At 70.3% G+C, this 20842-nt stretch carries 20 protein-coding genes; 3 read left to right on the top strand and 17 right to left on the bottom strand.

The annotated features are described in order from the left end of the window. Window positions 1-59: 59 nt before the first annotated feature. From DFQ14_RS16530 to DFQ14_RS16510, 5 genes are all read right to left on the bottom strand, one after another. Window positions 60-851, bottom strand: a complete 792-nt coding sequence (locus tag DFQ14_RS16530) for a polyprenol monophosphomannose synthase (RefSeq protein WP_114454190.1) — start codon at window positions 849-851, stop codon at window positions 60-62. Next, window positions 851-2485 (bottom strand): apolipoprotein N-acyltransferase, encoded by a 1635-nt coding sequence (gene lnt / locus DFQ14_RS16525; RefSeq protein ID WP_246195613.1) that lies wholly within the window; start codon window positions 2483-2485, stop codon window positions 851-853. Before lnt ends, DFQ14_RS16530 begins: the two co-directional genes overlap by 1 nt. Before the next feature lie 165 nt (window positions 2486-2650). After that, window positions 2651-3259, bottom strand: coding sequence for a DUF1707 SHOCT-like domain-containing protein (locus DFQ14_RS16520; protein ID WP_114454189.1), 609 nt, complete (start codon window positions 3257-3259; stop codon window positions 2651-2653). A gap of 42 nt (window positions 3260-3301) precedes the next feature. Continuing rightward, window positions 3302-4918 carry an amidohydrolase gene (locus DFQ14_RS16515; RefSeq protein ID WP_114454188.1) on the bottom strand — a complete coding sequence of 539 codons (1617 nt, stop codon included), beginning with the start codon at window positions 4916-4918 and terminating at the stop codon, window positions 3302-3304. A gap of 194 nt (window positions 4919-5112) precedes the next feature. Further along, entirely contained in the window at window positions 5113-5676 is a 564-nt protein-coding gene (locus tag DFQ14_RS16510) for an FxsA family protein (RefSeq protein ID WP_114454187.1), read from the bottom strand. Between the two features lie 191 nt (window positions 5677-5867). On the opposite strand from DFQ14_RS16510, the gene DFQ14_RS16505 reads away from it, so the two are divergent. Next, window positions 5868-6947, top strand: coding sequence for a GDSL-type esterase/lipase family protein (locus DFQ14_RS16505; RefSeq protein ID WP_114454186.1), 1080 nt, complete (start codon window positions 5868-5870; stop codon window positions 6945-6947). 28 nt (window positions 6948-6975) lie between these two features. Here the strand turns inward: DFQ14_RS16505 and DFQ14_RS16500 are convergent, their stop codons facing one another. From DFQ14_RS16500 to DFQ14_RS16455, 10 genes are all read right to left on the bottom strand, one after another. After that, entirely contained in the window at window positions 6976-7449 is a 474-nt protein-coding gene (locus DFQ14_RS16500) for an Lrp/AsnC family transcriptional regulator (RefSeq protein ID WP_246195612.1), read from the bottom strand. Beyond that, window positions 7446-8600, bottom strand: coding sequence for a M24 family metallopeptidase (locus DFQ14_RS16495; RefSeq protein WP_114454185.1), 1155 nt, complete (start codon window positions 8598-8600; stop codon window positions 7446-7448). The genes DFQ14_RS16500 and DFQ14_RS16495 overlap by 4 nt, the downstream gene beginning before the upstream one ends. Window positions 8601-8665: 65 nt before the next feature. Next, window positions 8666-9931 carry an MFS transporter gene (locus DFQ14_RS16490; protein WP_114454184.1) on the bottom strand — a complete coding sequence of 422 codons (1266 nt, stop codon included), beginning with the start codon at window positions 9929-9931 and terminating at the stop codon, window positions 8666-8668. Next, complete coding sequence (locus DFQ14_RS16485) at window positions 9928-10494, bottom strand: winged helix-turn-helix domain-containing protein (protein ID WP_114454183.1); 567 nt, start codon at window positions 10492-10494, stop codon at window positions 9928-9930. Before DFQ14_RS16485 ends, DFQ14_RS16490 begins: the two co-directional genes overlap by 4 nt. A 63-nt stretch (window positions 10495-10557) precedes the next feature. Further along, a complete protein-coding gene (locus DFQ14_RS16480) occupies window positions 10558-12168 on the bottom strand; it encodes a glycoside hydrolase family 32 protein (protein WP_114454182.1) in 1611 nt (536 codons plus the stop codon). 54 nt (window positions 12169-12222) lie between these two features. Next, window positions 12223-12513 carry an HPr family phosphocarrier protein gene (locus tag DFQ14_RS16475; RefSeq protein ID WP_114454181.1) on the bottom strand — a complete coding sequence of 97 codons (291 nt, stop codon included), beginning with the start codon at window positions 12511-12513 and terminating at the stop codon, window positions 12223-12225. Between the two features lie 32 nt (window positions 12514-12545). Beyond that, a complete protein-coding gene (locus DFQ14_RS16470) occupies window positions 12546-14009 on the bottom strand; it encodes a PTS fructose transporter subunit IIC (protein WP_114454180.1) in 1464 nt (487 codons plus the stop codon). Then, a complete protein-coding gene (locus DFQ14_RS16465; protein ID WP_114454179.1) occupies window positions 14006-14458 on the bottom strand; it encodes a PTS sugar transporter subunit IIA in 453 nt (150 codons plus the stop codon). The genes DFQ14_RS16470 and DFQ14_RS16465 overlap by 4 nt, the downstream gene beginning before the upstream one ends. After that, window positions 14455-15399, bottom strand: a complete 945-nt coding sequence (gene pfkB, locus DFQ14_RS16460) for a 1-phosphofructokinase (protein ID WP_114454178.1) — start codon at window positions 15397-15399, stop codon at window positions 14455-14457. Before pfkB ends, DFQ14_RS16465 begins: the two co-directional genes overlap by 4 nt. Beyond that, window positions 15396-16157, bottom strand: a complete 762-nt coding sequence (locus DFQ14_RS16455) for a DeoR/GlpR family DNA-binding transcription regulator (protein ID WP_114454177.1) — start codon at window positions 16155-16157, stop codon at window positions 15396-15398. The genes pfkB and DFQ14_RS16455 overlap by 4 nt, the downstream gene beginning before the upstream one ends. Before the next feature lie 100 nt (window positions 16158-16257). On the opposite strand from DFQ14_RS16455, the gene DFQ14_RS16450 reads away from it, so the two are divergent. Both DFQ14_RS16450 and DFQ14_RS16445 read left to right on the top strand, forming a co-directional pair. Then, on the top strand, window positions 16258-17937 hold the full coding sequence (locus tag DFQ14_RS16450) for a putative PEP-binding protein (RefSeq protein ID WP_114454176.1): 1680 nt from the start codon (window positions 16258-16260) through the stop codon (window positions 17935-17937). Window positions 17938-17986: 49 nt separating this feature from the next. Continuing rightward, window positions 17987-18928, top strand: a complete 942-nt coding sequence (locus DFQ14_RS16445) for a 5'-3' exonuclease (RefSeq protein ID WP_420810184.1) — start codon at window positions 17987-17989, stop codon at window positions 18926-18928. Window positions 18929-18948: 20 nt separating this feature from the next. Here the strand turns inward: DFQ14_RS16445 and DFQ14_RS16440 are convergent, their stop codons facing one another. Together DFQ14_RS16440 and DFQ14_RS16435 are read right to left on the bottom strand one after the other, a co-directional pair. Continuing rightward, a complete protein-coding gene (locus DFQ14_RS16440) occupies window positions 18949-20160 on the bottom strand; it encodes a GNAT family N-acetyltransferase (protein WP_114454175.1) in 1212 nt (403 codons plus the stop codon). 56 nt (window positions 20161-20216) lie between these two features. Then, window positions 20217-20822 carry a DUF4333 domain-containing protein gene (locus DFQ14_RS16435; protein WP_114454174.1) on the bottom strand — a complete coding sequence of 202 codons (606 nt, stop codon included), beginning with the start codon at window positions 20820-20822 and terminating at the stop codon, window positions 20217-20219. Window positions 20823-20842 lie beyond the last annotated feature (20 nt).

Below are 20842 nucleotides of genomic sequence, written 5' to 3'. Positions count from 1 at the left end.
TCTCGTCGAGCGCCTGGTCTCCGGAGACCAGGCGCTCGATTCGTCCGCGGGTGGCCGCGCTATCGGTCGCGTGCGGCCAGCAGGGCGCGCAGCTGGTTCGCACGGCGCCGCAGGCCCCATTTGGTGACCCGCACCAGGGCTTCCTGCACGATCGAGCCACTCATCTTGGACTCGCCGTTTTCCCGCTCGACGAAGGTGATGGGCACCTCCACCACGGTGAATCCGGCCTCGATGGCCCGCCACGCCAGGTCCACCTGGAAGCAGTATCCCTGGGAAGCCACGCTGTGCAGCTTCACCCGGTCCAGCACCGCACGGCGGTAAGCACGAAAACCCCCGGTGATGTCGTGGACGGCGGCTCCCAACGCCAGCTTGACGTAGAGGTTCCCGCCGCGGGAAAGCCACGACCGGTGCCGGGGCCAGTTGACGACCCGACCCCCGCGCACGTACCGCGAGCCCAGGACGACATCCACGTCCGCTTCCGGTCGTGCGAGCTCGCTCAGCATGCGCGGCAGTTCCTCCGGCGCGTGTGACCCGTCCGCGTCCATCTCGACGAAGACGTCGTAGTCCCGCCGGCGGCCCCAGTCGAAACCGGCCACATACGCCGCTCCGAGCCCGGCCTTTTCACGGCGGTGCAGCACGTGCACGTGACCGTCCCGGGCGGCCAGCTGCTCGGCCAGCGCCCCCGTGCCGTCCGGGCTACCGTCGTCGACGATCAGCACATGCGCTGCGGGAACCGCCTGCCGCAGACGAAGCACGATCGGGCGCAGGTTGTCCCGCTCGTTGAACGTCGGAATCACCACCAGGACCGAGCCCGGCTGGTCCCGGCCGACCGGGTGCTGCTGGTTCGTCATCACTGCCCGACGCCCTCGCAGGTGGCACCGGGCGGCGCACCGGCAGCTCTGCGCCGGTGCCGCCACAGCGCGACCCCCACCGCCGCGGCTCCCAGCGCCGAAACCGTCCACGTCGGGATCGGGCCGAGCCGGGTCGCCGGGGTCAGTGTGCTGCGCAGCGGCACCTCGGCCATCAGGGTCTGCGCGGTGAACTGCCGGGTTTGCCGGGTGACCGTGCCGTCCGGTTGCACGATGGCGCTGACCCCGCTGGTGGCGGCCACCACTGCCGCGCGGCTGTGTTCGACGGTCCGCAACCGTGTCATCGCCAGCTGCTGGTAGCTCATTTCCGAACGGCCGTACCAGGCGTTGTTCGTCGGGACGGCCAGCAGGGTGGCCCCGGCGCGGGTGGCACCGCGGAACACATCGCCGAAGGCCACGTCGTAGCACAGCCCGACACCCAGTCTCGCCGGTCCCGTCTCGAACACGCCGGGGTCGTCGCCGGGGACCATGTCCTGCGGGAATCGCTGCACGAACGGGCTCACCACCCCGGCCACCGATCGCATCGGGATCTTCTCGGCGAACGGTACGAGATGCTGCTTGACGTACTCGTCGGTGGCACCCTCCTGCGGGTCCCACTGCAGGATCCGGTTGCTCAGTTCCCCGTCGGCACTGCGCGCGAGGCCGCCCACCACCAGCGGCACGCCGAGCCGGGAGGCGATCCGGTCCAGCGCGGGATCGTTCCGGGCCGGTCCCCAGGAGCCGACCTGCTCCGGCAGGATGACGAGGTCCGGACGTGGAAGGCGACCGGACCGCACATCGGCCACGAGCTTCTCGGCGGCCCGGATGTGGTTGCGGTACAGCACCTCGTCCTCGTGCAGCAGACCCAACCCGATATTGGGCGCATCGCCCTGGATCACCGCCACCCGGGCCGTGCCGGCGTTGGCCTCGGCGGTGACCAGCGGCGTCGCCGCGAGGGCGGCCACAATCGGCACCACGGCCGCCATGGTCGGCGCGAGCAGCGTGCGCGGTGTGCGCCGGACGTGCGGCACCCGCCGACCGAACTCGGCGAGGGCGGCACCGAGCAGCGCCACCGCGAAGGTCACCATGCCCGCGCCGCCCAGCGCCGCGATCGGTAGCAACGCTCCCCCGGCCTGCGTGAAGGCCAGCCGGCCCCACGGAAAACCCCCGAAGGGAACAGTGCTGCGCAGCAGTTCCGCACCGACGAACACGGCCGCCATCCACACCGGGGCCGCGGGCAGGCGGCTCACGCGGGCCATGCCGGCCCCGGCCAGGCCGAAGAACAGCGCCTCGGCCGTGGCCACCCCCAGCCACGGCCAGGGGCCGAACTGCGTCCCCAGGAAGTCCAGCAGCCACCCCAGCAGCGGCAGCAGGTAGGCCAGCCCGAACAGCAGCCCGTAGCCGGCCCCGCTCCGGGCCCGGCGGCCGTGCACCACTGCGGCGAACCCGGCGAAGGCCAGGGGCACCAGCCACCACAGGTTGCGCGGTGGGGAGGCCCAGTACACCGTCACCCCGGCGGCGATGGCCACCGCCATGCGCAGCCACACCGCCGCTGCCGGAACGCGTACCCGCCGCCGTCCGGTCACACTGCCGTCGGGCTGCTCGCGGTGCCGCGTATTCACCGTGGGAACAACCACCCGATCAACCTTCTCGGCGATACGGTCCCGGCCCTCGCCCGGGACGGACGTCCATGCTCATGTGCGTCTGTCGGCCTTCTCGGTGGCCGTCACACGCACCCGACCAATGTACGCCGAAGGTCGGCACTTCCGAGCCGCTGCTGCATGGTCACCGCCATCACACGGTCACTGCCACCACCGGGGCTTGCGCTTCTTGGGGTGACAAATGTTGCTGCCGCCCAGGAGCGAATAGCTGCGGATGCGCACCACCGGCGAATTCGCCACCTCGGCACTCTCGTCGATCTTGAGGTCATCACCGCCGAGGAAGTCGGTCGAGTCGAGTTCCACCCGGATCCCCTTGGGCACGATCACGTCGGTACCTCCCATGATCGACACCAGTGTGATCTCGACCGCATCGCCCGGGAGCTGGGCCTCGCACAGATCGATCGTCGAACCGCCCATGAACGCGAAGAACCCGATCCTGGGCGGTACTCGCCGCCGGCCCTTGTAGTCCGACCCGCCCAGGATCGCCAGCGTCCACCGACGCTTGCCGGTATCCCCACCGGTCTCCGCGGGCAACGCCGCGCTCCCGGAGTCCGAGGCAGGCAGGTCCGCGGTGATCCGTTGCAGTTCCCCTCGGGTGCTGGACTCGTAGACCTGGTTCAGCCGTTGAGTGAACTCGTCCAGGGTCAGGCGCCCCTCCCCGACAGCCTCGTTGAGCTGATGGTTCACCCGCTCACGTTCGGCGTCGGACGCTCGGATCGACGGATCATCGGAACCCCCGGATGCACTCATACCGATCAGTTTAGAACGCCCGCATTCGTTCGATCGGTACAGTCAGTGCTCCTCGTCACTCGAGTCCCGGGTGTAGATCGTCTCCCCCCGCAGCACCGTGCGCAGGCAGCGCGGTAGTCGTGTCCCCGGCGTGAGGTCCGGCAGGCCCGGCACTCCCGACCGCGGATCCGTCGACCAGCGCTGGACGCGGGAGTCCGGCGTGCCGGTCACCAGCTCACCGGTCTCCCACACGGCATAGGTCGCCGGGGCGCCGGGCACCAGAGTGCCGGTCACGCCGTCGTCGGCGCCGCCCGCGCGCCAGCCGCCCCGGGTGTGGGCCGTGAACGCCGCTCGCGGGGAGACCCCGAACCCCTCCGTGCGGTGATGCACCGCAGCACGCACCGACGCCCACGGACCGACCGAGGTCACCGGCGCATCCGAGCCGAATGCCAGCACCAGGCCGCTGGCCGCCAGCCGCGAGAACGGGTTCAACCGGCTCCCGCGCTGCGGGCCGAGGCGACGCGCGTACATGTCCGCGGGACCGCCCCACGCCGCGTCGAAGAGCGGTTGCACGGAGGCGGCCACGCCGAACCGGCCCAGTTCCTCGGCCTGCTCGGCGTCGACCATCTCCAGATGTTCCAGCCGGTGCCGCATCCCGGCCAGTGTGGGCACTCCCACGGTCCGCGCCGCGCGGCGGAACCCCTCGGTGACCTCGGCGACCCCGGCATCGCCGATGACGTGAAAACCCGCCTGCAAACCGTGGCGGGTGCACTCCACGAGGTGCTCGGCGACCGCGTCGGCATCCAGATACAGCACCCCGGAGGTGCTCGGGTCGTCGGCATACGGTTCCTGCAGGGCCGCGGTGCGCGAACCCACCGCCCCGTCGACGAACAGGTCCCCGGCGAGGCCGCGGACACCGAGCTCGCGGGCCGTGTCCAGTGCCCCGAGCTCGCCCCAGTAGCCCACGACTTCGGGCACACCGCCCTGCTCGGCCAGTGCGAGCAGATCGGCCAGGTCGTCGGGGTCGGAGATGTCGGGGCCCCCGCACTCGTGCACGCTCGCCACTCCCTGCGAAGCGGCGTGGCGCAGAAACGCCAGCTGAGCCTCCCGGCGTTGGGCGGCCCCCAGCGATTCCCGGGCCGCGCTGCGCGCGTGATGGTGCGCCACCCGGGTCAGCGGGCCGTGCTCGTCCCACCCTTCGGCACCGCGGGCCAGCGGCGCGCGCTCGATCAGGGCGCTGGACACCAGCGCGGAATGCACATCGATGCGGGACAGGTACACCGGAGCACCCCCCGAGGCGGCATCGACCTCAGAGCGGGTGGGGGGACGCTGTTCCGGCCACCACGTCTCGTCCCACCCGTGGCCCCACACGAGCGTGCCGGGATGTTCGGCAACGTGGTCGCGCAGTGCGTGCAGGAACTCCGTCAGCGAGGCGCAGCCCGTGAGGTCGAGACCGTTGAGTAACAGGCCGGCCGACGTCGCGTGCACGTGCGAGTCGACGAAGGCAGGCGCGACGAACGCGCCGCCGAGGTCGACGACATGAGCGTCGGGGTGCAGGGCGCGGCCGACGTGGTCGGCACCGACCCATGCGATGGTCCCACCGGTCACGGCCATCGCCGTGGCGTCAGGGTTGCCCGGGGAGTGAATCCTGCCCCCGAGCAGCAACGTCGTCTCGGACATCTGTTGGCCTTGTCCCTGTGTTCCCGGTCGCTGTTCAACTGCGCCATCTGCCGGACCGTGGTCGTCGGCGTGCCCCCAGCCGCGTGACGCCCGCGCACCGCTCGCCGCGATCGGCCACGATCGTTCTCAGCAGCCTACCCGCAGACCCTGAGTGGCTGACGTGACCTCGATTCATCACCGGATCAGTGCGGGTCTCACCCTCGCGGCGGCTCCTCGGAACCGGAAGACCGCGGTGGTGGCAGGTGCGTTGCCCCGCCGGATTTCCCGTCCGCCTCGTCGTCCTCGGTGACGGAGACGACTTCACCGTCGATGACGTCGTCGGTGCCCGTACCTGCCTGCCGGCCACGGTATGTCCCCGCCGAGGCCGCCCGGGCCTGGGCCCGCAGCCTCTCGTGCATGGCCCGGGACCGTCGTTCGGCGGTGCGTTGCAGGCGGCGGCGCAGCACGGCACGAGTCGGGGGGAGCAGGAACAGCAGGCCCACCACGTCACCGACCAGGCCGGGCAGCAGGATCAGCAGGCCGCCCAGGACGATGAGCACGCCGTCGGACAGTTCCCGCTCGGGGGGCCTGCGCAGGCGGGCTGCTTCGCTGAACTCCTGCAGGGTGCGGCGACCCTCCCGGCGCAACAACCAGGCACCGAGCACCGCGCTCGCGGCGAGCAATCCGATGGTGGGCAGCACTCCGATGGCCTGGCCGACGACAACCAGCACGCTGATCTCGACGACACCGGCTATCAGCAATACGACGAAGACGGGCACAGTACGGTGATACCTCCGCTCGATGGCAGTCACCTGGTCAACGTTCGGCGGGCCCGAAATGCTTCCGGATGTCTTCGGTTCCGAGCTTGGCACGCCCCGCGCGGACCGCGGTAGGGCGCTGCCGAACCGTTATCGACGACACCGGCCGGTGGCTTCCGTCCCCGCCGAACGGTACCCATAGACTGCAGAGGATGCGGGCACACCTGAGGAGATTGCTGGCGCTGTTCGTCGTGAGCAGTGTGCTCGCCCTCGTTTTCCTGGTCAGCGACCGCCCCACACCCGAGGCTCCGCCACCACCGCCGCCCCCTCCTCCTGCGGTGGTGACCATGGGCGACAGCACTCTGTCCGGCGAAGGTGCCGGCAACTACACCCCCGGCACGGACGGCGCCAACGGCAACTGGTGTCACCGCTCACCCGCCGCTGCCGTGCACCAGTTGCAACTGCCGGGCTCGGTGAAGCGCTTCAATCTGGCTTGCTCGGGAGCCAAAGCCGGCCTCGTGGGCCTGGAACCGCATCCGAACCATCCCGAGGGCTCACAGGCACGCCGGCTCGCCGATCTCGCCGAGCGCTACCGGATCACCGACATCGTGGTCCAGGTCGGCGCCAACGACGATCCGAACTTCGTCGGTGTCCTCAACAAGTGCGTCGGTGCCTGGGTCGCCCGCACCCCGGGAGGGTGCGCCGAACAACTGCGGCAGGAGTGGCCGAAGCGGGTGCAGCGGATGCAACCCAAGGTGCTGGCCGCGCTGCAGGACATCCGCACCGTCATGGACCGCGCGGGCTACGAGCGCGGCGACTACTCGCTCGTACTGCAGTCCTACGCCTCCCCGGTCGGTCCCGGCATCCCCCCCGAGCTGCAGGATCTCTCCGGTTGCCCGCTGCTCACCAGCGACGTCAAATGGGTGCGCAGCACGGCGGTGCCACAGCTGTCCGCGGGTTTGCGGGAGGTCGCCGAGCAGGTCGGTGCCCGCTTCCTCGACCTGTCCCGCGCCGGTTACGGGCACGAGGCCTGCACCGGCGGCAAGGCGGCCCCGGAGACCGAGTGGTTCACCCGGCTGACAGTGGATTGGGAGGCCCTCAAGCACGAGAAGCGTGCGCCGCACGCGATGCAGGCCTCCTTCCACGCCAACGCCACCGGGCACGACCAGTTCGCCCGCTGCCTGAGCGATTTCCTGCAGAACTCCCGGCGACAGGCGGTCTGCCTGCCGGGGCCACAGGGGTCCCTGACGGCCGTACCGCCGGACGTCGCCGCCGAACGGGCGAGCCGGTGAGCACGCCGCGGCAGGCGACGCCCCGGCTTCAGATCTCGGGGGGCCGGTTCTCGAACGGGGTGGACAGCACCACCGTGGTGCGTGTCGAGACCTTCGCGGCTTCCCGGATCTGACGCAGCAACTCCTCCAACCCGAGCGGCGAAGCCACCCGTACCTGCAGGATGTAGGACTCGTCACCGGCCACCGAGTAGCACGACTCGATTTCCGGCAGGTGTTGCAGGCGCTGCGGGTAATCGTCCGGCGCGGCCGGGTCGGTCGGGGTCAGGGAAATGAACGCGGTCAGCGGCAAACCGATCTGTTCGCCGTCGATGTGGGCCGTATAGCCGCGCAGTGCGCCACGCTGCTCCAGGCGGCGCACCCGCTGGTGCACCGCGGAGACGCTCAGCCCGACCCGCTCGCCCAGGTCGGTGAAGCTGCACCGGCCGTCCTGGGCGAGCTCCCGCAGGATGGCTCGATCGGTGGCTTCCAGGTCGCCGCTCTGCCCGCCGGTCCTGTCACTCACGCCGGCAGCACCACCAACTCGTGCGACTGGTTGTTCAGGCTTTCGACACCGTCGTCGGTGACCACGACGATGTCCTCGATCCGGGCACCCCAGTGCTCCTCCTGGTAGATACCGGGCTCGACGCTGAAGGCCATCCCCGGCTCCAGGAGCAGGTCGTTGCCCCCCATGATGTAGGGCTCCTCGTGCACGTCCAGCCCGATACCGTGGCCGGTGCGGTGCACGAAGTGCTCGCCGAACCCGGCCGCTGCGATCGGTTCACGGGCCGCAGCGTCGATGGAGGCGGCGGTGACACCGGGACGCACGGACTCGACGGCGGCTCGCTGCGCGGCCTGCAGGACCGCATAGGTTTCGCGCACGTCGGACTGCGCGGGCTCACCGAGAACGTAGGTGCGGGTGCAGTCGGAGTTGTACCCGCCGGGGATCGGCCCGCCGATGTCGACGACCACGACGTCGCCCCGCTCGATGACGCGATCGGACAGGGCGTGGTGGGGGCTGGCGCCGTTGGGGCCCGAGCCCACGATGACGAACGCCGCCTCGAGGTGCCCCTCGGCCACGATCGCCTCGGTGATGTCCGCGCCCACCTCGGCCTCGGTACGCCCGACCTTGAGGAACTCGCCCATGCGCGCGTGCACCCGGTCGATGGCCGCTCCCGCCTTGCGCAGCGCCTCGATCTCGGCGGTGTCCTTGCGCATCCGCAGCTCCCGCAGCACCGACCCGGCGAGTACCTGCTCGACGCCGGGCAGAGCCGTCCGCAGCGGCAGCGTGTGCAGGGCGGGCATGACGTCGGCGACACCGACGCGAGACGGCTCCGTTCCGTCGCGGCGCAGCAGGTCGGCGACGATGCCGTGCGGGTCCTGCCCGTCCACCCAGGTCACGATCTCGATGCCGAGCTCGTTCGCGGGCACCTCGGCGTAGCCCAACTCCTCCAGCTTCGGCACCACCAGCACCGGTCCGGGACCGTGCCCGGCCGCGGGGAGCACCAGGCAGCTCAGCCGCTCGAAGGACTCGCCCCCGGCGCCGATGAGGTATTCCAGGTCGGATCCGGGGGAGATCAGCAGCGCGTCGAGGTTCGCTCGGGCCGCGGTGTCGGCAGCTCGCTGTAGACGGGCCGACAGCACGGTGGGGTCCTGCTTGGTTGCGTCGGTGGACATGGGCCAAGCCTAAATGCGGGCCGTGATCCCGTGGTGGTGGCGGTGGCAGTGGCGGTCGAAAGCGGTCATGCAGCGCTTTCCACAGCCGCATCTCGAGGCCGGGTGGTACCCGGATCGTCCATCTGAGCCCAGACGGGGAACAGCAGCGGAGCCGAGAGAGCCGTCAGGTAGCTCGCCACGACCATCCACAGTGTGGGGAGCAGGCCCACCCCGTCGACGAGAATCCCGCCGATCAGCACGCCCAGTGGTGTACCGCCCTGCGCCACCACCGTGGTCATGCTCAGCACCCGGCCGCGCAGCTCCGCGGGAATCCGCTCGTAGGTGACCACCGCGAGCACCGGGTTGACCGTGCTCGCCGCCAATCCCGCGATCGCGACGACGATCAGCACGGTCACCAGTCCGGATTCGAGCGCCATGGCCACATGTGGTGACGTCGTTCCGATCACCATCGAGGCCGTGAACAGGTGGCGCCGCGATCCCGCGCGGTGTCCGACCCAGGTGAAGACGATGTTTCCGACCAGGGCGGATCCGCCGAAGACGCCGACGATCGCGCCGAGTGCCACCGGGCTGTGCAGAACCTGATCGGCGTAGGACGGGAACAGCACCGCGAAGGCCGCCACGTCCAGCATGTTCGTGATCAGCAGCATCGCCAGAATCGCCGCGATCAGCCGGTCCCGGCGCAGGTACCGCAGCCCTTCGGCGATCTCACAGAAGTACTGCGACGTCCGGGTGGAGCTCTCGGGGCTCCTGACGGCCGTGCGCGGCACCCCGAGGAGAGTCAGGCCGGCTGCGAGCAGGAACAGTCCCGCGTTGCCGACGAGCACCCCGGGCGCGTCGACCAGCGCCAGAGCGACCCCGGCCAGCGGCGCCCCGAGCATCTCCCCTGCCCGCTTGGCGGCATCCATCCCTCCCGCGCCGCGCTCCATCGGCACGCCACTGTGGGCGATCAGCTCGGGGACCATCATGCGCCGGGCAGTGTGTCCCGGTTCGCGACTCGCTCCCAGGACGGCGGACAGGGCGATGAGCTGCCAGAAGGCCAATCCGGCCGTGATGTGCAACATCGGGATGCTCACCACGGAGGCCGCCCCCGCCACGTCGGAGACGAGCACCGTCCGGCGCGCGCCGACCCGATCCACGAGCGGACCGGTCACCAGGGACACGGCGACGAGTCCCACGAGTTCGGCGGCGGTGACCACCCCGACCCGCGTGGCGCTGCCCGTGGTCATCAGCACGAACCAGGGGATGGCGACGAACGTGGCCGTGCTCGCGGTGGCCGCACAGCCGTGCGAGACCCACAGCAACACCAGAGGTGTGCGCCGTCGCCCGCTCATGCGCTCAGCCCGCGCCGGGGGAACGCCTGGAGCTGCACGGAGATCTGCTCGTCACCCTCGGAGGGCTCGCGCCGGTAGCGTTCGACCAGCTCGGCGACCTCCGCGGTGAGCCGCTCCAGCTCGGCGGCGCTCAACGACAACAACCAGTCGGAGACGTCGGAGGCCTTGACCCACTCCGGCGACCACTCCCCCACACTGGCGACGAATTCGGCGCTCTGGCGGTAGTGCTGGGTGACGAACTCGTGCAGCAGGACGGTGAGCGGTTCCTGCGTGTCCGGGTCGCCGGTGAACTTCTCGGTCCGCACCCTCGTGCTGTCCTGCACCGCCCGCCACCAGCGCTCGCGCCGGTTGCCGCGCTCGGTGTCCTGCTCGATGAAGCCGTGCTCGGCCAGCTGCCGCAGGTGCCAGCTCGTGGTGCCCGAGCGCTCACCCACCCGCTCGGCGAGCCGGGTGGCCGTGGCCGGGCCATCGCTGCGCAGCAGCCCCAGCAGGCGTACCCGCAGCGGGTGCGCCAAGCCGCGCAGGCTCCGCGCGTCGAGTTCGTGTTCCCGGTGTCGCACCATGCGAGCACGATAAACCACCAAGAAATCTTGGCCAAGACTCCTTGGTGGTTTCCGCCGGCCGACTCACCGGCCGTCGAGGTCGTAGACCTCCAGCGACTCCAGCCGCACCCGACCACCGACGGCGAAAGGACGTACGCGATCGCCTTCAGCATCCGGAAAGACCAGGTCACTCAGCACCGTGTGACCGCTTCCGCCGAACACCTCGACACAGCAGCGGTCGAGCAGGACCCGCATCCGCACCGCGTTGCCGTCCGGGCCCAGGGAGGCGGTGTGCCGGGCCGGGAAGTCGGCACTGACCGGTGTGCTGCCGGAACGCACCCGGTCGACGAACAGCTCCCCGGACACGGCGTCGTACCCGATGCGGGTGCGCTGCCGGTCCCCGGCGAACACGTCGAACCCGAAGGTCGCGGCCTGCTCCGGCGCCGCCGGATCCAGCAGGAATTCGGCCACGATGTCGAGCGCGGTTCCGAAGTATTCCGGGGCGCTGCCACGACCGGAGACCACACCGCTCCACCGCCGCGGCCGGGTGCGCACCCCGTCAAGCTCGTCGACGGGGTGCTGGGCTAGCCGGACACCGGACCCGGTGGCTGTCAGACCGACCTGGCGCGGTGTGGTCATGGCACCGCGCCACGGGTGGGTGGGGACCTTCTTGGCGTAGTTCCAGTTGCTCATCCAACCCACCCAAAGCCGGCGACCGTCCGCATCGGGGATGTTCGACCACGACTGCACGGCGTAGAAGTCCGCACCGCGATCGACCCACAGGACCTCGTCGGCGGCGTTGTCCGCGGTGAACGTCGTGCCGTCGAAGTCCCCCGGGAAGTACTGGGTTCCCGAGCCGCCCGCCGGGCCACCGGGGTTGATGCTGACGATGAGCACCCACCGGGTGCGGTCGGAGTCGCCGTCGACGGGCAGCTCGAACAGGTCGGGGCACTCCCAGACGCCGCCGTGCGCGCCACGCTCGGCGCCGAAGTTGCTGACGTGGCGCCAGTTCACCAGATCGGTCGAGCTGTAGAAGCGGATGTGATCGCCTGCGGCCAGCATCAGCACCCACGTGCCACTCGCAGCGTGCCGGATGACCTTGGGGTCACGGAAATCCTCGATGCCGGGGTTGGCGATCACCGGATTGCCCGCGTGCTTGGTCCAGGTACGACCGTTGTCGCGGCTGTAGGCGATGCTCTGCTGCTGGGCCTCGCCGGCGCTGGTGTAGAACGCGACGATCCCGGAGCCACCTCCGAAGAATCCGCTGGTGTCGTCGTGATCCACCACAGCGCTGCCGGAGTAGATCTCGCCGAGCTCGTCGGGTTCGAGCGCCACCGCGAGCTCTCGCCACTCGACCAGGTCGGTGCTGACAGCGTGGCCCCAGCTCAGGTTGGCGTGCTCGATTCCCTTCGGGTTGTGCTGGAAGAACAGGTGGTACTCACCCTCGTGGTACACCAGCCCGTTCGGGTCGTTCATCCAGTTCTGGTGGGGTGTGAAATGCACCGAGGGTCGCCATTGCGGTGTCGCCGAGGCGGCCGCGGAAGCCCGCGAAACGGCCGGACCCGGCCGCAGTCCCCATCCGAGTCCGAAAAGGGCGCCGGTGCCCGCCAGGAAGCTCCGGCGCCCGACCGGCGCTGGGCCGCCGTGCGGCCTCGGGTGGTACTCCGCCGGTTCTGGCTCCCGCGAGTGCTGCATGTCTACTCCTCCCTGCCCGCCAGGGCTCGGACACCGGTTCGGGACAGCGGGCGCTCAGGCCGCGGGGTCGCTGTCCACATCGCGCTCCAGCAGCCCTGCGAGCTGTTCCAGAGCGTCCTGCTCACCCGGTCCGTCGGCGCAGACCTCCACCTCGTCGCCGTGCTCGGCACCGAGAGTCATCAGACCGAGAACGCTGGCGGCGTCGACGGGCTCACCCGCAACCCCGTTCTCGACCTTGGCGATGCTGACGCGGGCTTCCTGCGCACCCGCGAACTGCGACAGCAACGTGGCAGGCCGGGCATGGATACCGACGCGGGCGGCGACGGTGACGCGGCGGCACGGCATGGCGATCTCCTCCTGATACGACGAGTACGGTCTCAAGCGGCGACTGCGGCCTCGGACGGCGCCGACTCGGCTGTGGCTGGTGCGCGGCCGATCTGCTTGGCGAGCATCACGGCCACAGCAGCGACCACGACACCCACCGCGATGGCGAGCATGTACAGCAGCGGCTGCCCCACCAGTGGCAGCACGAACAGGCCCCCGTGCGGCGCACGGAGTGTGGCCCCGAACATCATCGACAGGGCGCCAGTGGTGGCCGAGCCGGTGACCATGGCGGGGATGACCCGCAACGGGTCGGCAGCGGCGAACGGGATCGCGCCTTCGGTGATGAACGAGGCACCGAGCAGCCATGCCGGCCGGGCACTTTCCTGCTCGGCCGGACCGAACAGCTTGCTGCGCACGGTGGCGGCCAGGGCCAGAGCCAGGGGCGGCACCATGCCCGCCCCCATCACGGCGGCCATGATCTCCAGCGCGGTCTCGCTTCCCGTGCTCAACCCGCCCACGGCGAAGGTGTAGGCGACCTTGTTCACGGGACCGCCCATGTCGAAGGCGATCATGCCGCCGAGCAACGCGCCGAGCAGCAGGGCACCGGCTCCGGTAAGCCCGTTGAGCCAGCCCGTCAGGGTCGACATGGCAGCGGCGATCGGTTTGCCCAGCAGGACGAACATCAGTGCACCGACAACGAGCGACCCGAGAAGAGGCAGAACGACCACGGGCATGATTCCCGCGACCGCACGCGGGACCCTGATCCGCTGCAGAGCCGCCACGACAGCGCCCGCCAGCAGACCGGCGACGAGCCCGCCGAGGAACCCGGCTTCGACGGCCACGGCGGCCGCACCGCCCACGAACCCCGGAGCGAGCGCGGGCCGGTCGGCCATCGCGAAGGCGATGAAACCCGCGAGGACCGGCACGAGGAACTCGAACGCGGCCGAGCCAATCTGGTTGGCCAGTGCCGCCCAGCTCAGCAGACTCGCGGGGTCGAAGTACTCGGTGACATCGGGGGCTTCGGTGATCCGATAACCGCCGAGTGCGAAACTCAGAGCGATGAGCAGGCCACCCGCTGCGACGAACGGGATCACGTAGCTGACACCGGTCATCAACCATTGCCGCAACCTGCCCGCCATCCCGGAGCCCGCAGCGGTCCTGCCTGCCGGCTCGGGGGGTACCGGCTGCGCCGCGGCAGTGGCCTCCGGCTCGCTGCCCGCGGCGCCCCTGGCCTGTTCGATCAGTCCGGCAGCATCGTTGACGGCCTGCTTGACGGTGGCTTCCACGACGGGCTTGTTCGCGAACCGGCCGCGGTCCTGCACTCCGACATCGGCGGCCAGTACCACGGCATCAGCCTCCTCGATGTCCGCTGTGGACAGCGTGGTAGAGCCCGCCGACCCCTGCGTCTCCACCACGATCTCGTCACCCGCGGCTGTCGCGGCCTGTTCGAGTGCCTCGGCGGCCATGTAGGTGTGTGCGATGCCCGTGGGGCATGCGGTGACGGCGACGAACTTCACGGCTTGACCTCCTCGCGCACGTATTCGGCAACCGCCGCAGGATCGGCCGCTTCCAGCAGTGTTCGCTTGAACTCGGCGCGGACCAGACGTCGCGCCAGCGCGGCGAGCACCGCCATGTGATCGGAGTCGCCACCCTCGGGAGCGGCGATGAGAAAGATCAGGGTGGCCGGGCCGTCGTCGGCGCCGAAGTCGATGCCCACGGCGCTGCGCCCGAACGCCAGCGTCGGCGTGGTCACCGCCGACGACCGGCAGTGCGGGATGCCGATGCCGCCTGCCATCCCGGTGGCCATCTGTTGCTCGCGGGATTCCACGTCGGTGAGGAACTGCTCCAGATCGGTGACGCGCCCGCTCGCCACGAGACGCTGCGCCAGGGAGCGCACCGCCGTGCGCCGGTCGGTGGCCCGAAGATCCAGGTCGATGAGGTCGGAGTGGGTCAGTTCAATGTTCATGCTGCGGTTCCGTTCAGGGTCAGGGACTCGTCGACGTCGACGACACGTACCGGCTCGAAATTCAGGTCATCCGGGGTGGGCATCCGGCTGCCCGGCAGCTGGACTGCGGCGGAGCCGTAGGCGACGGCGTGGCGCAGCGCCGCGGGCCCCCGGGCACCCGCGATCAGGAATCCCGCGAGCAGGGCATCACCGGCACCGACCGTGCTGCGTACCAGCGCAGTCGCACCGGTGGCGTGCCACGCGCTGTCGCCCTCCACCAGCAGGGCCCCGTCCGCACCGAGGCTGACCAGGACCGTGGATACGCCCTCGCGCTGCACCGAGCCAGCGACGTCGACGACATCACCGAGCCGATCCAGGGGGCGTTCGGCCAGTTCGGACAGTTCCGCCAGATTGGGCGTGACGAGGTCCGCCCGCGCTCGGCACGCCTCCCTCAGGGGCGGCCCCGAGGTGTCCACGGCGACCCGGGCTCCCGCTGCGCACGCGGCGCGCACGAGACGGCCGTACAGGTCCTCGGGGCATCCCGCCGGAAGGCTCCCGCACGCCACCACCCAGTCGGCCCGTGTCGCAAGCTCGGCGGTCCGCTCTTCGAGCGCTGCGATCTCCGCACCGGAGAGCGCGTTGCCCGGCTCGTTGAGCTTGGTGGTCGTCCCGTCGGATTCGACCAGCGTCACATTGCTGCGGGTGGCCGTGCCGACGGGCACCTCCACCACCGGTACGGCCTCGGGCGCCAGCAACTCGGCCAAGCAGGTCCCCTCGGTCCCACCGGTGGGCAGGACGCATGTGGTCGGCCGGTCCGCTGCCACCAGCGTCCGCGCCACGTTCACACCCTTTCCTCCCGGATCGAGACGTACCTCCTCGGCGCGGTGTACTGCGCCTCGCCTCAGCTCTCCGATCAACACGGTGCGGTCCAGACTCGGGTTCGGGGTCACTGTGACGATCATGCGAGCACCACTTCGATCTCGGCCTCGTTCAGCTCGGCCACTGCCACCTCGTCCAGATCACTGTCGGTCACCACCACATCGATCTCGGAGAGCTTCGCGAACCTGCTGAACCGGTCATCGCCGTACTTCCGGTGGTCGGCCAGCAGCACCCGGCGACGGCAGGCGCGGACCATGGCGGCCTTGACCGCCGCTTCCGCGGTGTCCGGGGTCGTACATCCACCGGTCACCGAGAATCCGTTGGTTCCGAAGAAACCCACATCGATCGTCAGCCCGGCCAGCACGTCCAGTGCCCACGACTCGACCGAGGCCAACGTCGTTGCCCGGATGCGCCCTCCGAGCATGTGCAGGTTGCAGTTCCCGCGAGGAGCGAGCTGGTTGGCCACCGACAAGGCGTTCGTCACGACCGTCAGCTCATGATCACCGTGGAACAGGCCTGCCAGCCGGGCCGTGGTCGTGCCCGCGTCCAGCAGCACCGTCCCCCGGCTCGGCAACAGGCCGAACGCTGCCCGGGCGATCCGTTCCTTCTCCGAGGCACTGGTCCTGTCCCGCTGGGACACACCGGGCTCGAAATCGAGCCGATCGACCGGAATGGCCCCACCGTAGACGCGGCGCACCAGACCCCGGCGCTCCAGCGCGCCGAGATCGCGGCGGATCGTCTCCGGCGCCACCTCGAATTCCGCCGACGCGGCCATGACATCGATGCGCCCGTCGGACCGCGCCCGCTGCGCCAGCAGCTGTCGGCGCTCCGCCCCATACATGCCCGTTTTCCTCCGGTCTGTGTTTGGTGTTGCCTGATTCTGTCTCCTGTTGCCATATTGTCAAGGCTTCGGCAATGCGAGAACCCCCGAGGAGAAACACATGTGCCTGCGCGACCTGTCCCCGGCAAGTGGAACGGCTGCGAACGAAACGGGGCTGCGCGGTGTCGGCGTCAGTTCCGGCCGCGCATCCGGACCGGTCGTCCGGGTCGCCGAATCGCTGGAGGAACCCGGGTCGCATCCGACACCACCGGATCCGCGTGCGGAAGCCGAGCGCATCCGGCCCGCCGCACAGCTGGTGGCCGACCGGTTGGCGTCACGTGCGACCGCGGCGGAAGATTCCGCCCGGTCGGTGCTCGAAGCGACAGCGGCCATGGCAGCAGACCCGGCACTGCTGTCCAGGGCCGAGAAATTGGTGACCGAGCGGCTGCTGCCTGCGGAACGAGCCGTGTACGAGACGGCCGACGAGTTCGCGGGGATGCTCGCAGGCGCCGGGGAATACCTGGCCGCGCGGGCACGTGATATCCAGGACGTCCGAGATCGGATCGTCGCCGCACTGCTCGGTGTCGAACCACCGGGGCTACCGGAGATGACCTGCCCCGGAGTGCTGGTGGCACGGGATCTCTCCCCGGCCGATACCGCGGGACTCGACCCCGCACTGGTCCTCGCTCTGGTCACCGAGGAGGGCGGACCGACCAGCCACACCGCCATCCTCGCCCGATCCCTGGGGATTCCGGCGGTCGTGGCGGTGCGTGACGTGCTCGCTCACCAGGCCGGGGGGATCACCGTGGACGGTGACACCGGCACCGTGGAACTCACCGAACACCCGATACGCATCGAAACGGCCGTGACCACCGATGACCACGAGTGGGACGGTGCCTGCCACACGGCCGACGGTCATCCCGTCACCATCCTGGCCAATATCGGTTCCGGAGCGGAGGCGCGGGCCGCACAACGGTCCGGAGCGCCGGGAGTGGGTCTTTTCCGAACGGAGTTCTGCTACCTCGCCGCCAACGAGGAACCCGATGTGGCAGACCAACGCAGCGCCTACGCCGAAGTGATGTCCCCCTTCGCCGGAAAACCCGTGGTCGTGCGCACCCTCGACGCCGGAGCGGACAAACCCCTGCCGTTCCTGGATGCAGCAGCCGAACCGAATCCCGCTCTCGGCGTGCGCGGGCTCCGCGTCGCCTTCGACCGGCCCGGGATCGTGGATCGCCAACTCGAGGCCGTCGCCGCAGCGGCCGCGGACACGGGAACCGCGGTGTCGGTCATGGCTCCCATGGTCGCCACGGCCGAGGAAGCATCGTGGTTCGCCGCACGTGCCCGAGCCGCGGGGATTCGCCAAGCAGGGGCCATGATCGAGATTCCCGCAGCGGCTCTGTGCGCACACGAGATTCTCGATGCAGTCGACTTCGTCAGCATCGGTACCAACGACCTGGCCCAATACGCTTTCGCCGCCGACCGTATGCTCGGAGCGACCGCCGGACTCAACGACCCGTGGCAGCCCGCCCTGCTCCGACTCGTCGACGTCCTCGGGCGCGCGGGCCGGGAGCACGGCAAGCCCGTCGGTGTCTGCGGCGAGGCCGCGGCGGATCCGCTCCTCGCGGGAGTACTGCTCGGCCTCGGCGCCACCAGCCTTTCCGTGTCCACGAGTGCGCTGCCCGCGGTCGGAGGTACCTTGGCAGCACACCCCCTGGCGAAGTACCGGGAAGCCGCGCAGGCGGCCCTTCCCGCCGCGGGACCGGACCAAGCCCGGCAGCGTGCGCGCGAAATGCTCGGCTGAGCGTTCTCGGCACCGCTGCGGCGGTGCCGGCCCGGCCGTGGCAAGGTGGATGATCGTGACAGGCCGCCTCATGCTGATCGACGCCGCCGGACTCTGGTTCCGCTCGTACTACGCCCTGCCGGAGTCACTGACCGCGCCGGACGGCACGCCGGTCAACGCGGTGCGCGGATTCTGCGACATGCTCGCCAAACTCGTCGGCGAGCGGCATCCGGATCGGCTCGTGGCCTGCCTCGACAACGACTGGCGCCCGCAGTTCCGGGTCGATGCGCTGCCCTCGTACAAGACCCATCGGGTCGCCGTCGAGGAGCCTGAAGCCGAGGAGGTCCCGGACACGCTGAGCCCGCAGATCCCGATCATCCTGGAAGTACTGGAGGCGTTCGGGATCACCACCGCCGAGGCGGAGGGATTCGAGGCCGACGACGTCATCGGCACCCTCGCCACACGGGAGCAGCACGACCCCGTCGAGGTCATCACCGGAGACCGGGACCTGTTCCAGCTGGTTCGTGACGAGCCCGCTCCGGTCCGGGTGATCTACATCGGCGCCGGGCTGTCCAAGGCACAGGATTACGGCCCGGGTGAGCTCGCCGAGCGCTACGGCCTCTCCCCCGAACGGGCGGGCGAGGACTACGCCGAGATGGCCGTGCTGCGCGGCGACCCTTCCGACGGCCTTCCCGGCGTGGCCGGGATCGGGGAGAAGACGGCCGCGAAACTCGTCACCGAGTTCGGCTCCCTCGACGCGCTGCTGGCGGCGGCCGACAACGCCGACACGCGACTCACCCCGCGCAACCGGGCCAAGCTCGTCGAGACACGGGACTACCTCGCCGCCGCGCCCGCCGTCGTCCGGGTCGTCCGTGACGCACCGGTCACCATGGACCGTGCCGGCGACGAGCGACCCCGTACTCCCACCGACACAGAGCGGGTCTCACGGCTGCAGCAGCGCTGGAACCTGGGCGGATCGGTCGACCGGCTCCTCGCCGCCCTGGCAGGCTGACAGGGCCGTCACCTGCGGCCTCAGAAACCCGTGCCACACCAGGGTGTTTCGGCCGTGGCGAACAAGCGGTCGGCTTCGGCCACCGCAGAGCGGTCGTGCACCTCGAGTCGGTTGGCCGCGGCGAGCGCGGAGACACCGGCATCACCGAGATACAGTGAGGCGAGCACGTCGACACCGAGCCCCAGCTGCGGTCGCGCATCCGAGCGACGCATGCCCTCGGGACCGATCCGGTAGATTCCGGAGTTTTCCGGGAGGAAATCGTCCCGAACCTCGATCACGACCGGTTCGGCCGCGCCGTAACGGCGCGCGGCCAGCGCTGCGGGCACGTCGACCAGACGCAGCCACAAGTCGTCCTGGATGCTGCTCACCCGGCACGTGCGGCGGTCCGTGAGCAACCATTCCAGCGGTTCATCGACCGGCCTGTCGATGGCCACGACCCGGTCCACCAGATCCACGCCGAGCAGGAACCGCCACAAACTCGCGGTCGCCACCGCATCGGCGCTCTGAAGGTCACTGACCTGCAGCGTGCAGACTCCGTCGTCGAAGCGGTGGTCGTTCTTGCTGACCTCGTACAGCGCGAAGCCGTCATCCTCCCCGTCGTCGCCGGTGTGCACCGCCACGACCATCTGCGCTCCACTGAGGACCCCGAGCCGGGAATCCCACCACCCCTCGCTGCGGCTGATCGTTCCCGGCCGCGAGGAGGCGATCCGCCGGTAGAGGTCGGGAAGGAGCTTGCCTGCCTCGTCCTTGCCGACCAACCGGATCGAACCACCGCTCGGTGCCTGCGCATGCAGCACCGCGCGGTGGGTGTCCAGCGACACCGTGCGCGTGCGTGTGCCTTCGCCGTACCCGAAACGCCCGTAGATGACCGCCTCGGAGGCGTGCAGCATCGCCACCGGCTCACCCCGGGCGCGCACGTCGTCGAGCTGGGTGCGCATCAGCGAGCGGAGCACACCGCGCCGCGTGTGGTCGGCCCGGACCCCCACTCCGGTGACGGCCGAAGCGGGCAACACCTCCCCGCCGGGGACGGCGATCGAACTGCTCAACGCCATCGTGGTACCCACCAGCTCGCCGCCGCGGAAGGCGCCGAAGACCCGCCCGGGCTCGTACCGGCTCGACGATCGCTGCCACTGCTCGTCGGTCGGCGCAGGGTGGTGCAGGCTGGCGAGAAAGACACGGCTGGCGTCCCGAAACTCCGACTCGGCCAGCGGCCGCACGTTGTACTCGCTCACAACGGGACATGATGCCGGTTCGGCATCGTGCCGGTCGAACGTTTTCCGGCTCCCGCTCACCGGAGATGACCGACCTCATAGGTGCCTTCGGCGTCGAGGACCGTGATCGTGACCGTCTCGTCTCGCCCGCCGACGGTCACCCGGCAGGCGAACGTGTGGGCGATCTTCACCGGCTGCCCCGAGGGACAGCCGACCGACTCGATGCCCCGCACCCCGTAGGCGTCCTCCAGGATCCGCTGCACCCCCTTCTGCACCGCGGCGGCATCGAACACGCTGCGGTGAAACCATCCCGGTGTCACGAACCCGAGAAACGCCACCACAGCGGCGACGGCGACGCCGATCCCGCCGAACAGCCACGGCCCTCGTCTCGTGCGTCCGCCCTCGCGTGCGGGATCCGGAAAGCCCTGCGGCGTCTCGGCACTCCCGGGTGGCCGGGGACCACAGCCGGCATGCTCCGGCTGTCCCGGCAGCGCGGAATGCGGCAGCACCGGATGCCCCCGGGCGGCGGGCGACTCCCCGTAAGGCGGCTGCGGCTGCGTCCACGGCGGTGCGCCGGGCCACGCGTAGGGCGCCGCATCCGGCGGGGACGAATACCGTCCCCACTGCGGAGGCGGGCTCCCTCGTGGAGGCGGGCCGGCGGGTGGGCCGTGGGGATCGCTCATGGACGCCTCCGGGCGCTGCG

The organism is Halopolyspora algeriensis, from assembly GCF_003337235.1.
GTDB lineage: Bacteria > Actinomycetota > Actinomycetes > Mycobacteriales > Pseudonocardiaceae > Haloactinomyces > Haloactinomyces algeriensis.
Note: the sequence above shows the minus strand (reverse complement) of the source record. Positions and strands in the feature narration are given on the sequence as shown.

What these genes read in the sequence shown, in the direction of transcription:
- DFQ14_RS16520 (WP_114454189.1), bottom strand. Translation starts at nt 3,259, where the DNA reads ATGAGTGCATCCGGGGGTTCCGATGATCCGTCGATCCGAGCGTCCGAC.
- DFQ14_RS16495 (WP_114454185.1), bottom strand. Translation starts at nt 8,600, where the DNA reads ATGTCCACCGACGCAACCAAGCAGGACCCCACCGTGCTGTCGGCCCGT.
- DFQ14_RS16475 (WP_114454181.1), bottom strand. Translation starts at nt 12,513, where the DNA reads ATGCCGTGCCGCCGCGTCACCGTCGCCGCCCGCGTCGGTATCCATGCC.
- DFQ14_RS16515 (WP_114454188.1), bottom strand. Translation starts at nt 4,918, where the DNA reads ATGTCCGAGACGACGTTGCTGCTCGGGGGCAGGATTCACTCCCCGGGC.
- DFQ14_RS16465 (WP_114454179.1), bottom strand. Translation starts at nt 14,458, where the DNA reads ATGAACATTGAACTGACCCACTCCGACCTCATCGACCTGGATCTTCGG.
- DFQ14_RS16490 (WP_114454184.1), bottom strand. Translation starts at nt 9,931, where the DNA reads ATGAGCGGGCGACGGCGCACACCTCTGGTGTTGCTGTGGGTCTCGCAC.
- DFQ14_RS16530 (WP_114454190.1), bottom strand. Translation starts at nt 851, where the DNA reads ATGACGAACCAGCAGCACCCGGTCGGCCGGGACCAGCCGGGCTCGGTC.
- DFQ14_RS16435 (WP_114454174.1), bottom strand. Translation starts at nt 20,822, where the DNA reads ATGAGCGATCCCCACGGCCCACCCGCCGGCCCGCCTCCACGAGGGAGC.
- DFQ14_RS16455 (WP_114454177.1), bottom strand. Translation starts at nt 16,157, where the DNA reads ATGTATGGGGCGGAGCGCCGACAGCTGCTGGCGCAGCGGGCGCGGTCC.
- DFQ14_RS16450 (WP_114454176.1), top strand. Translation starts at nt 16,258, where the DNA reads ATGTGCCTGCGCGACCTGTCCCCGGCAAGTGGAACGGCTGCGAACGAA.
- DFQ14_RS16480 (WP_114454182.1), bottom strand. Translation starts at nt 12,168, where the DNA reads ATGCAGCACTCGCGGGAGCCAGAACCGGCGGAGTACCACCCGAGGCCG.
- DFQ14_RS16445 (WP_420810184.1), top strand. Translation starts at nt 17,987, where the DNA reads ATGATCGTGACAGGCCGCCTCATGCTGATCGACGCCGCCGGACTCTGG.
- DFQ14_RS16485 (WP_114454183.1), bottom strand. Translation starts at nt 10,494, where the DNA reads ATGGTGCGACACCGGGAACACGAACTCGACGCGCGGAGCCTGCGCGGC.
- DFQ14_RS16505 (WP_114454186.1), top strand. Translation starts at nt 5,868, where the DNA reads ATGCGGGCACACCTGAGGAGATTGCTGGCGCTGTTCGTCGTGAGCAGT.
- pfkB (WP_114454178.1), bottom strand. Translation starts at nt 15,399, where the DNA reads ATGATCGTCACAGTGACCCCGAACCCGAGTCTGGACCGCACCGTGTTG.